Origin of the sequence: Thermoleptolyngbya sp. M55_K2018_002 (assembly GCF_015295965.1) — a bacterium.
In the GTDB taxonomy this organism is placed as follows: domain Bacteria; phylum Cyanobacteriota; class Cyanobacteriia; order Elainellales; family Elainellaceae; genus Thermoleptolyngbya; species Thermoleptolyngbya sichuanensis.
This window is the reverse complement of record NZ_DVEA01000207.1, coordinates 1-4,109: the sequence shown is the minus strand read 5'-3', so window position 1 is coordinate 4,109 and position 4,109 is coordinate 1. Positions and strand designations below refer to the sequence as shown.

Below are 4,109 nucleotides of genomic sequence, written 5' to 3'. Positions count from 1 at the left end.
TGGCTGTCCGATGGCTACACCGTGCTGGGCTGGGACGATGCGCTTCCGGCTGAGTCAGTACAAGCGCTGCTCAGCCGCTATTACACCGACGAGCTAAACCGCCAGATCTTCTCGCAACTCCGCCACCATCTCAATCAGCGGCTGACCCATCTGCTCAACAAGCTCTACGCCAAAGCCGAAGATTTCCAGACCCGGCTGGCCCAGTCCAACGAGGCCGATCGCTATCGGGCGCAGGCCGATTTGCTCATGGCGCACCTGCACGAATGGCAGCCGGGGCTAAAATCCATTGAGCTAGCGGACTTTGAGACGGGCGAACCCGTCAACATTGCCCTTGATCCTGAAAAGAACGCCGTGCAGAATGCCCAGGCGCTTTACAAGCGACACCAAAAATTGCGGCGATCGCGCCAGGCCCTTGAACCGCTGCTGGCCGAGGTGCAGGCAGAAATCACCTACCTGGAACAGGTGCAGGTTGCCGTCCTGCAAGTAGACACCTACACCATGCCAGACGACCTAGACGCGCTCGAAGACATTCGCAATGAGCTAATCCAGCAGCGCTATCTCGATGACCCCGACCAGCGCTATCGAGGAACTGCGGCAACCAACATGAACTTCCGCCGCTACACCACACCCAGCGGCTTTGAGGTGCTGATCGGGCGCAACAACCACCAGAACGACCAGCTAATCTCGCGCACCGCGACCGACTACGACCTCTGGTTTCACAGTCAGGAAATTCCGGGGAGTCATGCCCTGCTGCGGCTTCCGGCGGGCGCAGTGCCAGAGGATGCTGACCTGCAATTCACGGCTGACTTGGCTGCTTACTACAGCCGCGCTGCCCAAAGTGAGCAGGTTCCCGTCGTCTACACGGAGCCGCGTCATGTGTATAAACCCAAGGGCGCACGACCCGGCACAGTGATCTACAAGCAGGAGCGGGTGATTTGGGGACAGCCGCAGCGGGCTAGGCGTTGGCTGGAGGCTGCTGCCAGTTCTGCTCCCGTCTCTACGCCGGAACCCGTTGCGCCATGAGTCGCGTCGCAGGCTTGGTGATCTTGTTGCTCAGCGGGGTGGGGCTGTGTCTCAGCCTGTGGACGGTCGTGCCTGCGCCGACTTTTGCGCTGCTGCCGCTGGGGGTGGGAGCGCCGGAAATCAGCCCGCTTTTGATGCTGGTGAATGGGCAGGTGGGGCTGGATGCAGTCGTCCTGTTTGCCGCCAGCCGTCGTCCTGCGGCTCGGCGCATGGCCCGCAGCGCGATCGCCCTCAGCTTGGTTGCCCTGCTGCTCAGCAGCCTGCCGCTGTTGCAACTGCGGGGCACGGTGCAGCAGGTAGACCAGGCGATGCGAGCAGCCCTGGGGTACTCCTACGATCTGTCCCCAAATGTGGCCCGACGCGGGCGATCGCGCCCATTTGTGTTTTCTGACCTGCTCCTGGGCATTCCGATTCCGGCGGACGTTTCTGCTGAATCCATCGAGTATGCTGCGGCGGATGGCACGCTGCTGCGCCTGGTGAAGTATCAGCCTGTGGTGCGGCCACCGGAGCCGATGGGGGCCATCGTCGCGCTCTATGGCGGTGCGTGGCGCACGGGGGATGCTGACGATAATGCCCATTTCAACCAATACCTGGCGGCGCGGGGCTATACGGTGATCGCGCTGGACTATCGCCACGCGCCAGAGCATCCCTTCCCAGCGCAGCTTCGGGATGTGCAGCAGGGGCTACAACTGATTCGCCAGCGGGCCGCAGAGTGGGGAATTGCGGGCGATCGCCTTGCCCTGCTTGGCTGGTCGGCAGGCGCACACCTGTCCACCCTGGTCGCCTTCCAGCCCGATGCCGTGCCTGTGCGGGGAATCGTCGGCTACTACGGCCCGGTAGACCTAGCGGAGGGTTATCGCAATCCGCCGCGCCCCGACCCCATCAACACCCGCGCTTTGCTAGAAGACTTCCTGAGCGGCACGCCAGACACCCGACCCGCCGAATATCGCGCCGCCTCGCCGATTACTTATGTGCGCCCTGGTCTGCCGCCGGTGCTGCTGATCTATGGCGATCGCGACCATGTGGTCAAGCCGGAATTCGGCCAGCAGCTTTACCAAGCACTCCGCGCCAACGGCAACACCGCCGCCCTGATCCGCCTGCCTTGGGCAGAACACGCCTTCGATGTGATTTTTCGGGGCATTGGTAGCCAGATTGCGCTCTACCATGTGGAGCGGTTTTTGGATTGGGCGATCGCCCAGTAGAAGGATTTTGGATGGGGGATTTTGGAGGCGGGATGGGAATCGCGGCACGGAGTTTTGGCAGGGGCCTCAATCGGCGATCGCCAGCGCGATCTTTCCAAGGCAGGAACCTGCTTCCAGCAGCCGATGCGCCGCTGCTGCCTCTGCCAGCGGAACCGTGTGGCTGAGGATGATGCGGAGCTTGCCTTGGTCAATCCACTGGGCGCAGCGGTGCAAAATCTCTGCCTGGTGCGCTTGGGCAGATTCCAAGCCCTGGAGCATGGAGGTAAGCATGAGTTCAAAGCTGACCCGCAAGTTGCGATCGCGGGCCGTCTTCCAATCCGTCTGCGGGTCGGGTGCCAGGAGCGATACCACATCGCCATACACCCGCGTCATCGCGAAGCACTGCGACAGCACGCCGCCGCCCACCGTATCAAAGCTGACATCCACCCCAGCGCCCTGGGTCAGCGCCATCACTTCAGCCACAGGATCGGTGGTTCGATAATCGATCGTGGCGGCGGCTCCCAGATCTCGCGCCAGGGCCGACTTTTCCTCAGTGCTAACGGTGGTGTAGACCTGCGCCCCCATCAGCCGCGCCAGTTGAATCGCCACATGCCCCACGCCGCCCGCGCCCGCCTGCACCATCACCGTCTGCCCCGCCTGGAGCCGAGCGCGATCGCACAAGGCTTCCCAAGCGGTAATCAAGACCAACGGCGCAGCAGCCGCTTCGGCAAAACTCAGCGTGGCGGGCTTGGGCGCAACGCAGCGTTCTTCTACCACGGCAAATTCTGCGTAGGTTCCCGGCGCTCCGCCCAGCCCGCCCTGGCAAAAGTACACCGCCTCACCAATATGAAACTGTTTCACCTGAGCGCCAACTGCCTCGACGACCCCCGCCCCGTCGCAGCCTAAAATTGCAGGCATCTGATCCGGGTAAAACGTGCCGCGCTTCCGCAGCTTCGTGTCAATCGGGTTCACGCCTGCCGCCTTCAGGCGCACCAGCAGCGCGGTGTCGCTCGTCAGGCGAGGTTCAGGAACGTCGCGCAGTTGCAGCACCTCCGGCGCACCTGGCGCAGTCATCAGTACAGCTTTCATCCGGGTTTTCTCCTCTCTAGCCCGACCCATCCCCTGATAAATCAGAGGTTTAGCAGCCTGTGAACTGGACGTAAAGTTTCAGCCCAGCCTGCTCCGAATTGTAAGGCCGCAGGCTGAAACCACACCCGCTGCTGAGTCAGCAAGTTACACTAGTGCTATCCAAAGATCCTGTGTTCTGGCACGACTGAAAGCTTAAGGTATGCGTGATTCTCGACCCCGCCCGCTGACCCCAAACACTTCCCTACTCCGCACCCGCACTACTCGAACTGTCCGCACTGCGGCGACAGGTGCAGTGGCAGCGGTCTGGCTGGCGCTGCAAGCCGTGCTGGTCGCTCCGCCCGCACTGTCGCAAACCAGCACGGCCCGTTCCCCAGAACGCCTCAGCTACACGGGGCTGATAGAAAAAATTGAAGCAGGGCAGGTGTCTAGGATCGAAGTTGATTCTGCACGGGGTGTAGCGCAGGTTTACCTGAAGGATCGCAGCAATACGCCACAGGAAGTCATTCTTTTCAGCAATCCAGACGATAACCAGGCGCTATTTGAAACGGCGCGAGATAACAAAGTCGATGTTGCGGCCCAGTCTTCGGCAGACAGCAATGCGGTGTCTTGGTTTATTACCAATGCGCTGCTGGCGTTTCTGCTGATTGCGGGGCTGCTGATGATTTTGCGCCGCTCTAGCAATGCCTCTGGCCAGGCAATGAACTTTGGCAAGTCTCGCGCCCGCTTCATGATGGAAGCCAAGACGGGCGTGACGTTCGACAACGTAGCGGGCATCGAAGAGGCCAAGGAAGAACTGCAAGAGGTGGTGACCTTCCT

General features: G+C 61.5%; 4 protein-coding genes. 3 read left to right on the top strand and 1 reads right to left on the bottom strand.

Features of this window, described 5'->3' with window-relative positions:
• Together IGS51_RS10125 and IGS51_RS10120 are read left to right on the top strand one after the other, a co-directional pair.
• On the top strand, positions 1-1,023 hold a 1,023-nt coding region (locus IGS51_RS10125), incomplete at its 5' end, for an NFACT family protein (protein ID WP_297078288.1).
• Complete coding sequence (locus IGS51_RS10120) at positions 1,020-2,225, top strand: alpha/beta hydrolase (RefSeq protein WP_297078287.1); 1,206 nt, start codon at positions 1,020-1,022, stop codon at positions 2,223-2,225. The genes IGS51_RS10125 and IGS51_RS10120, both read left to right, overlap by 4 nt.
• A gap of 66 nt (positions 2,226-2,291) precedes the next feature.
• Here the strand turns inward: IGS51_RS10120 and IGS51_RS10115 are convergent, their stop codons facing one another.
• Positions 2,292-3,293 carry a zinc-dependent alcohol dehydrogenase family protein gene (locus IGS51_RS10115; RefSeq protein ID WP_297078286.1) on the bottom strand — a complete coding sequence of 334 codons (1,002 nt, stop codon included), beginning with the start codon at positions 3,291-3,293 and terminating at the stop codon, positions 2,292-2,294.
• Positions 3,294-3,492: 199 nt separating this feature from the next.
• On the opposite strand from IGS51_RS10115, the gene IGS51_RS10110 reads away from it, so the two are divergent.
• Positions 3,493-4,109: ATP-dependent metallopeptidase FtsH/Yme1/Tma family protein (locus tag IGS51_RS10110; RefSeq protein WP_297078285.1), on the top strand; the 617-nt coding region annotated here is incomplete at its 3' end.